The sequence below is a fragment of the Micromonospora phytophila genome (genome assembly GCF_023656545.1).
Classification (GTDB): domain Bacteria; phylum Actinomycetota; class Actinomycetes; order Mycobacteriales; family Micromonosporaceae; genus Micromonospora; species Micromonospora phytophila.
Genome location: NZ_JAMOKF010000001.1, coordinates 29762 through 43281 on the forward strand (window position 1 = coordinate 29762; position 13520 = coordinate 43281).

The 13520-nt window shown below is 71.8% G+C and carries 11 protein-coding genes; 10 read left to right on the forward strand and 1 reads right to left on the reverse strand.

Features of this window, described 5'->3' with window-relative positions; all coding sequences use genetic code 11:
• The first annotated feature begins 183 nt into the window (after positions 1 to 183).
• The 5 genes from NCC78_RS00150 to NCC78_RS31895 all read left to right on the forward strand — a co-directional run bounded on the left by NCC78_RS00150 (position 184) and on the right by NCC78_RS31895 (position 6086).
• Positions 184 to 975, forward strand: a complete 792-nt coding sequence (locus NCC78_RS00150; protein ID WP_250790950.1) for a maleylpyruvate isomerase family mycothiol-dependent enzyme — start codon at positions 184 to 186, stop codon at positions 973 to 975.
• Between the two features lie 232 nt (positions 976 to 1207).
• Positions 1208 to 2221 (forward strand): NADP-dependent oxidoreductase, encoded by a 1014-nt coding sequence (locus NCC78_RS00155; RefSeq protein ID WP_250790951.1) that lies wholly within the window; start codon positions 1208 to 1210, stop codon positions 2219 to 2221.
• 12 nt (positions 2222 to 2233) lie between these two features.
• The gene (locus NCC78_RS00160; protein ID WP_250790952.1) at positions 2234 to 3016 is read left to right on the forward strand and encodes an SDR family oxidoreductase; all 783 of its coding nucleotides are present in this window, start codon (positions 2234 to 2236) and stop codon (positions 3014 to 3016) included.
• 196 nt (positions 3017 to 3212) lie between these two features.
• Entirely contained in the window at positions 3213 to 5432 is a 2220-nt protein-coding gene (locus NCC78_RS00165) for a molybdopterin-dependent oxidoreductase (RefSeq protein ID WP_250790953.1), read from the forward strand.
• Positions 5433 to 5486: 54 nt separating this feature from the next.
• Positions 5487 to 6086 (forward strand): TetR/AcrR family transcriptional regulator, encoded by a 600-nt coding sequence (locus tag NCC78_RS31895; RefSeq protein ID WP_284706188.1) that lies wholly within the window; start codon positions 5487 to 5489, stop codon positions 6084 to 6086.
• Between the two features lie 177 nt (positions 6087 to 6263).
• Here NCC78_RS31895 and NCC78_RS00180 read toward each other — a convergent pair whose 3' ends face one another.
• Positions 6264 to 7787, reverse strand: a complete 1524-nt coding sequence (locus NCC78_RS00180) for an acyl-CoA carboxylase subunit beta (RefSeq protein WP_250790955.1) — start codon at positions 7785 to 7787, stop codon at positions 6264 to 6266.
• 331 nt (positions 7788 to 8118) lie between these two features.
• Between NCC78_RS00180 and NCC78_RS00185 the strand changes: the two genes are divergently transcribed.
• From NCC78_RS00185 to NCC78_RS00205, 5 genes are all read left to right on the forward strand, one after another.
• Positions 8119 to 9651 (forward strand): long-chain-fatty-acid--CoA ligase, encoded by a 1533-nt coding sequence (locus NCC78_RS00185; RefSeq protein WP_250790956.1) that lies wholly within the window; start codon positions 8119 to 8121, stop codon positions 9649 to 9651.
• Positions 9652 to 9883: 232 nt separating this feature from the next.
• On the forward strand, positions 9884 to 10729 hold the full coding sequence (locus NCC78_RS00190) for an ABC transporter ATP-binding protein (RefSeq protein ID WP_250790957.1): 846 nt from the start codon (positions 9884 to 9886) through the stop codon (positions 10727 to 10729).
• Positions 10726 to 11448, forward strand: coding sequence for an ABC transporter ATP-binding protein (locus NCC78_RS00195; protein WP_250790958.1), 723 nt, complete (start codon positions 10726 to 10728; stop codon positions 11446 to 11448). Before NCC78_RS00190 ends, NCC78_RS00195 begins: the two co-directional genes overlap by 4 nt.
• Before the next feature lie 28 nt (positions 11449 to 11476).
• The gene (locus NCC78_RS00200) at positions 11477 to 12355 is read left to right on the forward strand and encodes a branched-chain amino acid ABC transporter permease (RefSeq protein WP_250790960.1); all 879 of its coding nucleotides are present in this window, start codon (positions 11477 to 11479) and stop codon (positions 12353 to 12355) included.
• Complete coding sequence (locus tag NCC78_RS00205; RefSeq protein ID WP_250790961.1) at positions 12352 to 13485, forward strand: branched-chain amino acid ABC transporter permease; 1134 nt, start codon at positions 12352 to 12354, stop codon at positions 13483 to 13485. The genes NCC78_RS00200 and NCC78_RS00205 overlap by 4 nt, the downstream gene beginning before the upstream one ends.
• Positions 13486 to 13520: the final 35 nt, after the last annotated feature.

Below are 13520 nucleotides of genomic sequence, written 5' to 3' on the forward strand. Positions count from 1 at the left end.
TTGCCGCGCTCACACGCGGCCCTGCTCGGCTGGGGGCGGCGCAAAGGTCCTTGTTGTCGCCAAACTGGTCGTTTCAGAATGAGGACACCGCGTCACCCGAGGGCGTGCGGCCCGGCCGCGCGCCCGCCGTGTCGGCTGCGAAACTTGCTGTCCGGTTGTCGGAGACGGTGATAGACAGCCTGAGTGGAAGAGACTCTGGAGTTCCCCGTTCTGCTGCGGCTGATCGACCAACGGTCGACCGCCTTCCGCGCCGCGGTCGCCTCCGCGCCCAGCCTCGACGTGCAGGTTCCGACCTGCCCCGAGTGGACGCTGTTCGATCTGGTGCAGCACCTGGGCGAGGGGCGCCGCTCCTGGGCCGCCACCGTCGCCGCAGGGCCTACCGCCTCGGCCAGGTCCGCATCGGAGGGCCCGGCTGCGCCTCGGGAGCGCGAGGCCCTGCTGGCCTGGTTGGCCGCATCGACGCAGCAGCTACTGCACGCATTGCGGGAGGCCGGCCCGGATCGCGGTTGTTGGACGTGGTGGGGTACGTCGCAGTCGCCGCGGACCTGCGGTGCCGTCGCCCGACACCAGCTCCAGGAGATCGCGGTGCACACCTACGACGCCCAGGTCACCCTGGGCGCCCCGCAGCCGCTGCCGGACCAGGTCGCACTCGACGGTGTCGAGGAGTTCCTGTCCACCTGCTGCACAACGACGGCCGCCTGGCCGCACGAGCCCGCTGCCGTCGATTACCACGCCACCGAGGGCCGCTCCTGGCGCAACTGGCTCTCCGCCGACGGCGCACGGGCCGCCCGCCTGCCCACACCCGGCACAATGCCCGCCACCGCTGCCGTCGAGGACGCGGCCGACGCCTCCGCCCGAGGCACGGCCAGTGAGCTGGTCCTGGCCTTCTACGGCCGTGTTCCGGTGGACTCCCTGAAGCTCGACGGCGACCGACGTCTCTTCGACCTGCTCATAGCCTGGGAACCGGATGAGTAGGACGTGACGATGCGTGGCGCTTCAGCCCGGCGACGAGATGTAGATCTCACCCGTGGACGACGTCCCGGCCTCGGACGGCGCTTGCTTCCGTTGGGGTCCGAACGTAGCTTGACATGACATACCGACCGGTCGGTACGCCTAGCCCACGGGTGGCCACGTCGATCTGCGGTACGGGCTTGTCGCTGTGCACATTCAGGTTTCCGTCAACCGTGACAATCGAGGGACCGCCGAGATGAAGCGCATCAACCGTCAACTGCTCCTGGCTGCGCGTCCCATGGGGCTGCCCCGGTCAACCGACTGGGAGCTGCTCGAGGTGCCGGTCGACGAGCCGGGCGAGGATGAGTTCCTCGTGCAGGTGCTGTACCTCTCACTCGACCCGGCGATGCGCGGCTGGATGAACGCGGCCAGGTCGTACATTCGGCCGGTGGAGATCGGCGAGGTGATGCGCGCCGGTGCGGTGGGCCGGGTCATTTCCTCGCGGCACCCCGGGTTCGCGGTCGGCGACCACGTGTCCGGCGCGTTCGGCGTCCAGGAGTATTGCGTGTCGGACGGGCGCGACGTCACCATCGTGGACCCTGCGCTCGCACCGCTGCCGGTCTATCTCGGCGCCCTCGGCATGACCGGAATCACGGCCTACTTCGGCCTGCTCGACGTCGGCCGCCCGCAGCCTGGGCAGACCGTCGTGGTCTCCGCAGCGGCGGGCGCGGTCGGCAGTGTGGTCGGCCAGATCGCCAAGCTCCTGGGCTGTCGGGTCATCGGCATTGCCGGCGGCGAACACAAGTGCCGACTGGTGGTGGACGAGTTCGGGTTCGATGCGGCGATCGACTATCGGTCCGAGGATGTGCAGAAGGCCCTACGCCAGCACGCCCCGGACGGGGTGGACGTGTTCTTCGACAACGTCGGCGGCGACATCCTCGACGCGGTGCTGACCCGGCTGGCCCGAGGTGCGCGAATCGTCATCTGCGGTGCCATCTCCCAATACAACAACACCGAGCCGGTCAAGGGCCCGAGCAACTACATGTCGCTGCTTGTAAGCCGCGCCTCCATGACGGGGATGGTCGTTTTCGACTACGCCGACCGGTACTCCGAGGCCGTCGCGAAGCTGGCCGAGTGGTTGGCGGCCGGACAGCTGCGGTCGATGGAGGACGTGGTTCCCGGAGGGGTGAGCGCGTTTCCCGAGACGTTGCTCCGGCTGTTCCGCGGTGAGAACCTCGGCAAGCTGGTGCTCCAGGTCGCGGACGCGTAAGGGATGCCAGTCATGGAACTGAGCGATGCCGGTGTCGTCGTTACCGGAGCCGGATCGGGAATCGGCGCGGCGCTCGCCCGCCGATTCGCCACTGCGGGGGCCAGGGTCGTGGTCAATGACCTGGACGCCGAGGCTGCCGCGAGGGTCGCCAAGGAGGTCGGGGGCATTTCCGTGGCCGGCGACGCCAGCGCCGAGGAGAGCGTGGCCGCGCTGGTGACGGCCGCCCGGGCCCATCTCGGCGAGATCGACCTGTTCTGCGCGAACGCCGGGATCGAGCCGGGCGGCGGAGTGCACACCCCGGACGAGACGTGGGACCGGGTGTGGCAGGTGAACGTCATGGGGCACGTGCGGGCGGTTCGACACCTGCTCGGGCCCTGGCTGGCGCGGGGGCGGGGGCACCTGCTGGCCACCGTGTCCGCCGCCGGTCTGCTCACACACCTCGAGTCCGCGTCGTACTCGGTGACCAAGCACGGCGCGTTGGCCTTTGCCGAGTGGCTTTCGGCCAGCTACGGCGACAAGGGAGTGACGGTCCAAGTCATCTGCCCGCTGGGGGTGCGCACAGAGATGTACGAGCGTACCGACCCGGCCGCCAAGGCGGTCCTCGCCGGCGAGGTCCTGGAGCCGGAGCAGGTCGCCGACGTGGTCATGGCGGGACTCGCGGACGGGCGATTCCTCATCCTGCCCCACCCCGAGGTGCAGGACCACTACGCCTTTCGAGCGACCCAGACCGACCGGTGGCTCCATGCCATGGGCCGCCTTCGTCGGCGCATCGACGAGGCCGCCGGCACCGGGTGAACTGACCCGATCCCTCGTTGCCATCGGTGTTCGCAACCGCGTGAGGTGAACGCCAGCAAGCGATTGGGTGAGGCCGACAGGCAAGGCTCCGGCGGCGTGCGCCGCACCCGCTCGGGGAAGCGCTCGGGGGGTGACACCCACCCGCCGGGCGTGCCACCATACCGACCAGTCGGTATCCCACCGGAAGGGGCCTGCGATGGCGGCGACGACCGCGACGCGCACCGCGTACCGTACCTGTCCGCTCTGCGAGGCCACCTGCGGCCTGACCCTGACCATCACCGGTGATCGGGTCACCCACGCACGCGGCGACCGCGACCACGTCTTCAGCCACGGCTTCGTCTGCCCGAAGGGAGCCGCGTTCCCGCAGCTCCTCGCCGACCCGGACCGCCTGCGCCGGCCGCTGCTGCGCGTTGACGGCACGCTGCGGGAGGTCGGCTGGGACGAGGCGTTCGCCGCCGTCGAGGCCGGACTCGCCGCCGCCCGGTCGGGCGGCCGGGACGCCGTCGCCGTCTACCTCGGCAACCCCAACGTGCACACCATGGCCGGCGGACTCCATGTCGGTCCCCTCGTCCGGGCGCTCGGCACCCGCAACGTCTACTCCGCCAGCACCGTCGACCAGATGCCCAAGCATGTCTCCTCGGGTTATCTCTACGGCGACCCGAACGCCATCCCGGTGCCCGACCTCGACCGCACCGACCTGCTCGTGCTGCTTGGCGCCAACCCCTTCGAGTCCAACGGCAGCCTCTGCACCGCCCCCGACTTTCCCGGCCGGCTGCGGGCGTTGCAGGCCCGCGGCGGTCGGTTCGTCGTCGTCGACCCCCGGCGCACCCGCACGGCCACCGCCGCCGACGAGCACCTACCCATCCGGCCCGGCACCGACGCGCTGCTGCTCTTCGCCGTCGTGCACACCCTCTTCGAGGAGGACCTCGTACGGCTCGGCCGGCTGGCGGAGTATGTCACCGGCCTCGACGACGTCCGGGACCTGGCCGCGGCGTTCACCCCCGAGCGGGTGGCCGACCGGTGCGCGGTGTCCGCGCCGCGCATCCGCCAACTCGCCCACGAGCTTGCCGCCGCTTCCGCGGCCGCCGTCTACGGCCGCATCGGCACCTGCACCGTCGCGTTCGGCACGCTGACCAGCTGGCTGGTCGACGTGGTCAACGTGCTCACCGGTAACCTCGACCGGCCGGGCGGGGCGATGTTCCCCCTCGCCGCCCACCAGCGCACCCGCGCCGCCGGGCCCGGCAAGGGCTTCCGCACCGGACGTTGGACCAGCCGGGTGCGCCGCCTGCCGGAGGTCAAGAGCGAACTCCCGGTCGCCACGCTCGCCGACGAGATCGAGACACCGGGGGAGGGTCAGGTCCGGGCGTTGATCACCATCGCCGGCAACCCCGTTCTCTCCACCGCCAACAGCCGGCGGCTGGACGGCGCCCTCGCCTCGCTCGATTTCATGGTCAGCGTCGACCCGTACCTGAACGAGACCACCCGGCACGCCGACGTGGTCCTGCCGCCGTCCGATGCCGCCCGCACCGGCCACTACGACTTCGCGTTCCTCACCCTGGCCGTTCGCAACGTCGCCAGCTACTCGCCTCCCGCCCTGCCGCCGGAACCCGACAGCCTCGACGAGTGCGACATCCTCGCCCGGCTCACCCTGATCGCCGCCGGACGGGGCGCCGGTGCCGACCCGGCGGAACTGCACGAGCACCTGCTCGGCCAGACGCTCGCCGACGCGGCCGAGACGCTGGGCCGGCCGGTGGCACAGCTACGCGCCCTGGTCGCCGGGGACCGGCCGGCCGAGCGCCTGCTCGACGCGCGGCTGCGGCTCGGCGCCTACGGCGACCAGTTCGGAGCGCGACCGGACGGCCTGTCCCTGACCCGGCTCCTCGAGCACCCGCACGGCGTCGACCTCGGACCGCTGCAACCGCGGCTGCCGGAGGTGCTGCGCACGGCGAGCGGGACCATCGAGCTCTGCCCGCCGCCGATCGCCGCCGACGTGGCCCGGCTCCGCGAGGCGCGCGACGCGCCACCGGACGGATTCGTCCTCGTCGGCCGCCGGCACCTGCGGTCGAACAACAGCTGGATGCACAACGTGCCCGCGCTGGTGAAGGGGCGCGACCGCTGCACCCTGCAGGTGCACCCAGAGGACGCGACCAGACTCGGGCTCGCCCCCGGGGACGCCGCGCGGGTCTCCTCCCGGGTCGGGTCGGTCGTCGTCCCCGTCGAGCTGACCGCCGACACCATGCCGGGCGTGGTCAGCATGCCGCACGGGTGGGGACACGACGTCCCGGGCACCCGCCAGTCGGTGGCCCGCGCGCACGCCGGCGTCAACAGCAATGTGCTCACCGACGAGACGGCCGTCGACCCGCTGTCGGGCAACGTCGTGCTCAACGGCATCCCGGTACGTGTCGAGCCCGCCTGACGCGCGTACGCTTGCCCACCGGGCCGGCCGGCGGCCCGGAAGGGAAGGGCGACGGTGAGTCGTACGGTCGGCGGCGAGGCACTGCCGCAGCGGCTGCTGGCGGTCGCCACCCGGCTGTTCGCGGAGAAGGGCTTCGAGAAGACCTCGGTCCAGGAGATCGTCGAGGCGGCCGGGGTCACGAAGGGCGCGATGTACCACTACTTCGCCGCCAAGGACGACCTGCTCCAGGAGATCTACCAGCGGCTGCTGCGCATGCAGCGCGAACGCCTGGAGACCATCATGGCCAGCCCGCAGCCGGTGGCGCGGCGCCTGCACGCCGCCGCCGCCGACGTGGTGGTCACCGCGATCGCCAACCTCGACGACGCCACCATCTTCCTGCAGTCGATGCACCTGCTCACCGCCGACCGCCAGCGCGCGGTGCGGGCGGCCCGCCGCGAGTATCACGAGCGCTTCCGCTCGCTGGTCGAGAAGGGGCAGCGCGCCGGAACGTTCCGTCCCGACGTGCCGGCCGAGCTGGTGGTGGACTACTTCTTCGGCGCGGTGCACCACCTCGGCGCGTGGTTCCGCAGCGACGGCCGGCTCACCCCGGAGCAGGTCGGCGACCACTTCGCCGACCTGCTCCTGGCCTCGCTGCGTCCCGAACCGGCCCGCTGACCGGTGGTCGCCAGGTGACAGCCGGAGGCGTTACTGCATGGCGGCACGGTACGGCGTTTCCGGGGCATGCCACGCAGGCACAGATTCGTAGCTCGCCGTGACGGCCGACGGACACGCCGGTCGGTTCGTGAGCCGGGTCGAGCCGCGGCCTCGACCTCGTCGCTGTGGCGGAAGACCTCAGAAGAGCGCGGCGAGGAGCTTCGTCCGGGTGTCCGCGGGGTCGACCACGTCGTCGAGTTCGAAGCTCGCGGCGGCGGAGAGCGCCTTGCCGCGGGCGTAGGCGAGCGCCACCAGCTCGTCGTACCGGCGCTGGCGCTCGGCGTCGTCGGCGATGGCCGCCAGCTCCCGGCGGTGCGCCAGCCGCACCGCCCCCTCCAGACCCATCGCGCCGACCTCGGCGGTCGGCCAGGCGAGGGTGAGGCGGGACTCGTGGAAGCTTCCGCCGGCCATCGCCATGGCGCCGAGGCCGTACGCCTTACGCAGCACCACCGTCACCAGTGGGGTGCGCAGCGACGCGCCGGCAGTGAAGAGTTCCCCGACCGCCCGCACCAGCCCGGTTCGCTCCGCGTCCGGACCCACCATGATCCCCGGGGTGTCACAGAGGCTCACCAGGGGCAGGCCGAGGCGGTCGCAGAGCCGCAGGAAATGGGTCGCCTTGCCGGCGGCGGTGGCGTCGATCGCGCCGGCCCGGTGCAGCGGGTTGTTGGCGATCACGCCGATCGGATGCCCGTCGAGGCGGGCGAATGCGGTCACCAGGGACCGACCGTGCCGCTCCCGGAGTTCGAGCATCGAATCCACGTCGAACAGCAGGCGCATGACCCCGCGTACGTCGTAGGCGCGGCGCCGGTTCTCCGGCATGACGCGGCGCAGGCGGCGCTGGTCCTCGTGGCTTCCGTTCACCGGTTGCCGGTTCGCGTAGCCGAGCACTAGCCGGGCCAGGCGCACGGCGTCGGCGTCGTCCGCCGCGCGGATGTCCACGGCGCCGCTGGCCAGGTGCACCTCGAGCGGGCCGACGTCCTGCGGTGCGACCGTGCCCAGCCCGGCCGCCTCCACCATCGCCGGTCCGCCCATGCCGATGCTGGCGCCCGCGACGCCGATGGTGACGTCGCACGTGCCCAGCAGCGCCGCGTTGCCGGCGAAGCAGAAGCCGGCCGCGATCCCGACCCGCAGCGAGCGCAGCCGAGCCAGCGACGCGAAGGTCGTCAGCTCCAGGCCCGCCACGGTCGGATGGTCGGTGTCGCTGGGGCGGCCGCCGCCACCTTCGGTGAAGATGACGACGGGCAAGTCCTCCCGCGCGGCGATCTCGAAGAGCCGGTCGGTCTTGCGGTGACCGGTCAGCCCCTGGGTGCCGGCGAGCACGGTGTAGTCGTACGCGACCGCGCCGACGCGGGCACCGCCGACCCGGCCGACCCCGACGATCACGCCGTCGGCGGGGGTCGCCTCGGTGAGTTCCGCGAGCGGCCGGCGGGAGCGCTGCGCCGCCACGGCCAGGCCGCCGTACTCCAGCCAGGTGCCCTCGTCGAGCAGGTCGGCGAGGTTCTCCCGTACGGTGCGCCGCCCCGCCGCGTGTCGTCTCGCCGTCGCGTCGGCGCGGGCCGGGTCGAGCAGCCCGGCCCGGCGCTCCAGCACCTCGGCCAGCTCGGCCGGGACCGGGTCTCCGCCCGTGGGAACCTCCCCGGTGGACGGCTCGTCACCGCTCACGTCGCACACTCCCGTCGGCTCGCCTCATCGCGCGGGCCGACCGGATCGCCTGGCTGTCCCGAGAGTCCCGCGGCCGATGCAGGTACTCCACCTCGCGGGTTCGGTTCGAGGTCCCACACCTGTCTGCCCATTGACGCACATGCCGGCGGCTCGCTACCGTCGCCGGACGCAGAACATACCGACTGGTCGGTACGGCGTCCAGTGAACGTGACCGAGTGAACGTGAGGAGCCCGGGGGAGCCTCGTCATTCCGTGATGTCCACGGGCGCGGGGCGTCGACCGGCTCTCACGTCGCCCGATGTACCGCGACTCGCCGCCACAGGAGGAGCAGCATGAGCTTCAACCTCGCCACCATCCTCCGGGAGCCCCGCCGGGAGCACCCGGACAAGCCGCTCTGCCACGTCAACGACCTGACCTTCAGCTACGCCCAGGTCGACGAACTCTCCGGGCGGGTGGCGGCCAGCCTGCTGCGGCTCGGCCTGCGCCGCGGCGACAAGGTGGCGGTGCAACTGCCCAACCTGCCGCAGTTCCTCTTCACGTACTTCGGCATCCTCAAGGCCGGGCTGGTGATGGTCCCGCTGAACCCGCTGCTGCGCGCCGGCGAGGTGGCCTACCACCTGGCGGACTCCGACACGAAGGTGTTCGTCACCTTCGAACTCTTCGCCGAGGAGGCGGCCAAGGCAGCCGCCGAGGTCGAGGGCGTGACGACGTACGTGGTGAACCTGCCGGGCAGCGACCGGCGGCCCGAGGGGACCCGATCGTACGACGAGCTCTTCCGCGCCGAGGACACCGGTGACATCGAGCCGACCCAGTCCGACGACACCGCCGTGCTGCTCTACACCAGCGGCACGACCGGCCAGCCCAAGGGCGCCGAGCTGACCCACTTCCAGCTCTACATGAACTGCACCGTCGGCGGCGAGCTGTTCGGCTTCGCCGAGGACGACATCGGCGTGGCCGTCCTGCCGCTGTTCCACGTGTTCGGGCTCTCCAGCGTGCTCAACGTCTCGGTCCGGTACGGCGGGACCATCGTGCTCGTGCCCCGCTTCGAGGTCGAGCCGGTGGTCGACGCCATCGAGCGGCACCGCTGCACGATCTTCGCCGGGGTTCCCACCATGTACTTCGCGCTGCTGCAGGCCGACCTCACCGGCCGGGACCTCTCGTCGCTGCGGGTCGGTGTCTCCGGCGGCGCGGCGATCCCCGGCGAGGTCGTCCGGGCCTTCGAGGAGAAGTTCCCCGGAGTGGTGATCCTCGAGGGCTACGGCCTCTCCGAGACGGCCAGCACGACGACCTTCAACATCAGCGCCGAGCAGCGCAAGGTGCTCTCCATCGGCAAGCCGATCTGGGGCGTGGAGACCCGCATCGTCGACGATCTCGACCGGCCGCTGCCGCCCGGGCCCGAGCACGTCGGCGAGATCGTCGTGCGCGGACACAACGTCATGAAGGGCTACTACCAGAACCCCGAGGCGACCGCGGGGGCGTTCCGCGGCGGCTGGTTCCACACCGGAGACCTGGCGTACGCCGACGAGGACGGTTACCTCTTCATCGTCGACCGCAAAAAGGACCTGATCATCCGCGGTGGCTACAACGTCTACCCCCGTGAGGTCGAGGAGGTCCTGTACGCCCACCCGGCGGTCGCCGAGGCCGCGGTGATCGGGCGTCCCGACGACAAACTCGGCGAGGAGGTCGTGGCGGTGCTCAGCGTCAAGCCCGACGCCGAGGTGACGCCCGACGACCTGGTCGCCTACTGCAAGGAGCAGCTGGCGGCGTACAAGTACCCCCGGCAGGTCCGCATCGTCGAGGAACTGCCGAAGGGCCCGACCGGCAAGCTCCTCAAGCGCGAGATCAAGAAAGAGCTGTACGGATGACGCGGACACGGCACGCGTCCCGTCAACCCCCGTGAGGGCCCACTGCCAATCCCGCATCTCGTGTGCAGCAACCGCCGGTCGGGGTGGTGCGGTGACCGCGGCCGGTCCGCCCCTCCGGCGAGGAGCCCAACCGGCGCCACCGGACCACCATCTGCCCCGCCCAGCGTGACTGTCCTTCGCCCGATCCCATACCGCGCGTTCTCCCGACGCCGCGTCCTCTTCAGAGGTGAAGATGAGCCACCCACCATCCGGCACCCCCGGTGACGGCATCAACCTGGCGCTGCACCACGTCGGCGTGCGCTTCGGCGGGCTCGTCGCGCTCGACGACGTCTCCCTGCGGGTACCCGCCGGCCGGATCGTCGGCGTGATCGGCCCCAACGGCGCCGGGAAGACGACGTTGTTCAACGTGGTCTGCGGCTTCGTCGCGCCGACCAGCGGATCGCTCACCCTGGACGGCCGACCGTTCCGGCCGCGCCCGCACCGGTTGACCCGTTTCGGCATCGCCCGCACGCTCCAGAGCGTCGGCCTGTTCCCGGGCCTCACCGTCCTGGAGAACGTGATGGCCGGCGCGAGCCACGCCGCCCGCGCCGGCTTCGCCGCGGCCCTGTTCGGCCTCCCGAGGAGTGACCGCGACGAACGGCGGCTGCGGGAACGGGCCCTGGACCTGCTGGCCGAGCTGGGCGTCGCGCAGCACGCCGCCGCGGCCCCCGCCACCCTGCCGTACGCCGTGCGCAAACGCGTCGCCCTGGCCCGCGCCCTGATCGCCCGACCTCGCCTGCTCCTGCTCGACGAACCGGCCGGTGGGCTGGGCGCCGACGACATCGCCGAGCTCGGTGAGCTCATCACCGCGCTGCCGCGCCGCGCGGACGGCGCGTGCTCGATCATGCTCGTCGAGCACCACATGGACCTCGTCATGTCCGTCTGCGACGAGATCGTGGTGCTCGACTTCGGCAAGGTCATCGCCGCCGGGCCGCCCGGTCACGTGCGCGACGACCCGAAGGTGACCGAGGCCTATCTCGGCGCCGACGTCCCGGTCGAGGTGGCCGGGACCGCGCCGAGCCGGGGGGCCGGGTCATGAGCGCCGAACCCATCCTTCAGGTCGACGGGCTCAGCGCCGGCTACGGCGCGGTGCCGGTACTGCGGGAGGTCACGCTCAGCGTGCCTACCGGGACCATCGCCGCCGTGCTCGGGGCCAACGGCGCCGGCAAGACCACCCTGCTGCGCACGCTCTCCGGCCTGCTCCGACCCACCGGCGGCCGGGTCCTCTTCGACGGCGCCGACCTGCGCGTCGTCCGCGTCGAAGGCCTCGTGCGGCGCGGCCTGGCACACGTGCCCGAGGGGCGCGGCATCGTCGCCGAACTGACCGTCGACGAGAACCTGCGCCTCGGCGGGCTGTGGCGCCGGGACCGGGCCGACGCCCGGCGGGCGCAGGACGAGGTGTACCAGCTTTTCGAGCCACTGGCCCGGCGGCGCCGGCACGCGGGGCACCAGCTCTCTGGCGGAGAGCGGCAGATGCTCGCCCTCGGGCGGGCGCTGATCGGGCGCCCGAGGCTGCTGCTGCTCGACGAGCCGTCGCTCGGGCTCGCCCCCCGGGTGACCGCGCAGATCATGGCGCTGCTGCGTCAACTCTGCGACAGCAAGGGGCTGACCGTTCTGCTCGTCGAGCAGAACGTGCGCAGCGCCCTCTCCGTCGCCGACCAGGGGGTCGTCATGTCCCTGGGCCGGGTCGTCATGGCCACCGGGGCGGCGCAGTTGCGCGACGACGAGAAGCTCCGTCACGCGTACCTCGGGTTCTGACAAGCCCCTTTTAGGAAGGATTCCGCGGTTGGACCGGTTCTTGTTCCTCACCTTCGACGGCCTGTCCACCGGCGCCGTCTACGCGGCGTTCGCCCTCGCCCTGGTGCTCATCTGGCGGGCGGCACGCCTGGTCAACTTCGCGCAGGGTGCGATGGCGGTCGCAACAACCTACGTCGGCTACACCGTCGTCTCCGGGACCGGCTCGTACTGGCTGGGCCTCGGCGTGGCCGTCCTGGCCGGTCTGGCCCTGGGTGCGCTCGTGGAACGGGTGCTGATGCGTTTCGTCGGGCACGCCAATCCGCTGGGCGAGGTCATCGTCGCCCTCGGCCTGGTGCTGCTGATCCAGGCGGTGCTCGGCATGGTCTTCGGCAACGAGTACCGGCCGGCGACCGTACCGTTCGACACCGACGCCCTCTCGGTCGGCGGGATCACCGCCGTCTCCCCGTACGACCTGTGGGTGTTCGGTGCGGTCATGGTGGTCGTGGTGCTGCTCGCGCTGCTGTTCACCCGGACGTCGATCGGCCTGCGGATGCGGGCGTCCGCCTTCGCGCCCGAGGTGTCCCGGCTACTCGGCGTCAACGTGGGACGCATGCTCACGGTGGGCTGGGCCCTGGCCGCCGCGGTCGGCGCCCTCGCCGGGATGCTGGTCATCCCCACCGGGCTGGGACTGCACCCGCACGCGATGGACATGGTCTTCGTCGTCGCGTTCACCGCCGCCGTGGTCGGGGGCCTGGACAGTCCGGCCGGGGCCGTGGTCGGCGGGCTGCTGGTCGGTCTGATCCTGTCCTACGTCACCGGCTACCTCGGCCCCGACACCACACCGCTGGCCGTCCTCGTTCTGCTGCTGGCAGTCCTCCTGGTCCGCCCCGGTGGCCTCTTCTCCAGCGTGAAAGCGAGGCACGTGTGACCGCCACTCGGACCGGCCTGTCCACCGCAGATCGGCAGCCCACCCGGCCGTCGCCGCTACGCCGGTTGCTGCCCGGCCCGCCGGGGAGCCCCGGCCCGGGTGACTCCGCCCTGCTACGCCACCTGATCCTGGCCGGGCTCGCGGGCACCATCGTCGTGCTCGTGACCAACCAGCTCGAGCCGTACCAGAACCTCCAGGTGGCCCGGGTCTGCGCGTTCCTCTGCGTGACGGCCGGCTACACCGTGCTGGTCGGGCTCAACGGCCAGCTCTCCCTTGGGCACGGGGCGCTGATGGCGACCGGCGCGTACACCGTGGCGCTGACCCAGCAGGCCTTCGACGAACGGGCGGTGCAGGGCCGGTGGATCCTGCCGCTGTCGCTGCTGCTCGCCGTCGCGGTGACCGCGGTGGTGGGCCTGGTCATCGGGTTGGCCGCCGCCCGGCTGCGCGGGCCCTACCTGGCCGGTGTCACGCTCGCCGTCGCGACGCTGGTCCCGGCGATCACGACGATCTTCACCGAGGTCTTCAACGGGGAGCAGGGGTTGCGCTTCCCGTCGGAGACGCCGCCGGCGTTCCTCGGCGCGTACTTCCAGCCCGAGCGTTGGCTGGCCTGGATCGCGCTGGCCGCCGCGTTGCTGACGATGCTGCTCATGGCGAACCTGGTGCGCAGCCGGTTCGGCCGCTCGCTGCGGGCCGTCCGCGACGACGAGGTGGCCGCCGGGCTCTGCGGCATCCACGTCGCCGGTAGTCAGGTGCTCGCCTTCGTGGTGAGCGCCGCCTGCGCCGGCCTCGGCGGCGGCGTGTACGCCGTGCTGACGGCGACCGTCGCCCCGGGCAAGTTCGCGCTCGACCTCTCGCTGTTCCTGCTGATGGCCATCGTGATCGGGGGCCTGGGCAGCCTCGCCGGCGCGGTCTGGGGGGCGATCCTGCTGGTGGCGCTGCAGGAACTGCCGAGCCTGATCACCGAGACCTTCACCCTGCCCTCGGACCTGGCCCAGCGGCTGGAGGGCAACCTCGCCCTGGCCGTGTTCGGGCTGATCCTCATCGTCGTCATGATCGTGGCTCCCGCCGGCCTGCAGGGCGCTGCCCGCTCCCTGGCCGCGCGGCTCCGGCGACGAGCCTCCAGCCGCTGAGCCACCGGTTGCACCCACCCCGACCACCTCGCACA

What these genes read in the sequence shown, in the direction of transcription:
- NCC78_RS00155 (WP_250790951.1), top strand. Translation starts at nt 1,208, where the DNA reads ATGAAGCGCATCAACCGTCAACTGCTCCTGGCTGCGCGTCCCATGGGG.
- NCC78_RS00160 (WP_250790952.1), top strand. Translation starts at nt 2,234, where the DNA reads ATGGAACTGAGCGATGCCGGTGTCGTCGTTACCGGAGCCGGATCGGGA.
- NCC78_RS00165 (WP_250790953.1), top strand. Translation starts at nt 3,213, where the DNA reads ATGGCGGCGACGACCGCGACGCGCACCGCGTACCGTACCTGTCCGCTC.
- NCC78_RS00185 (WP_250790956.1), top strand. Translation starts at nt 8,119, where the DNA reads ATGAGCTTCAACCTCGCCACCATCCTCCGGGAGCCCCGCCGGGAGCAC.
- NCC78_RS00190 (WP_250790957.1), top strand. Translation starts at nt 9,884, where the DNA reads ATGAGCCACCCACCATCCGGCACCCCCGGTGACGGCATCAACCTGGCG.
- NCC78_RS00195 (WP_250790958.1), top strand. Translation starts at nt 10,726, where the DNA reads ATGAGCGCCGAACCCATCCTTCAGGTCGACGGGCTCAGCGCCGGCTAC.